This is a genomic window from Burkholderia sp. RS01 (assembly GCF_039748055.1).
Lineage (GTDB): Bacteria > Actinomycetota > Actinomycetes > Actinomycetales > Micrococcaceae > Arthrobacter.
Genome location: NZ_JBDLAK010000078.1, coordinates 1 through 226, shown reverse-complemented (window position 1 = coordinate 226; position 226 = coordinate 1). Strand labels below are relative to the sequence as shown.

Annotated in this window: 1 protein-coding gene; it reads left to right on the top strand. The window is 67.3% G+C overall.

Going from position 1 to position 226, the window contains the following annotated elements:
- Positions 1-40 precede the first annotated feature (40 nt).
- The coding region (locus ABFP37_RS22605) for a DUF6262 family protein (RefSeq protein WP_347035047.1) at positions 41-226 on the top strand (186 nt) is incomplete at its 3' end.

The window sequence follows — 226 nt, the reverse complement described above, 5'->3', positions numbered from 1 at the left end:
TCACACGACTCGACAGACTGATCAACGAGGCCACCGCAGGATGACCAACACGAACACCCTCAACCGCGTCGAGCGCGCCTGCGCCGAGCTCCTCCGGAACGGACAGGCAGTGACATTCACCGCCGTTGCCGCCCATACCGGCGTGGGCCGCACCACTCTCTACCGGGACGCCATGCTCCGGCGTGTCATCGAGGAGAACCGTCACCGCACCGCCGCCAGCGGCACC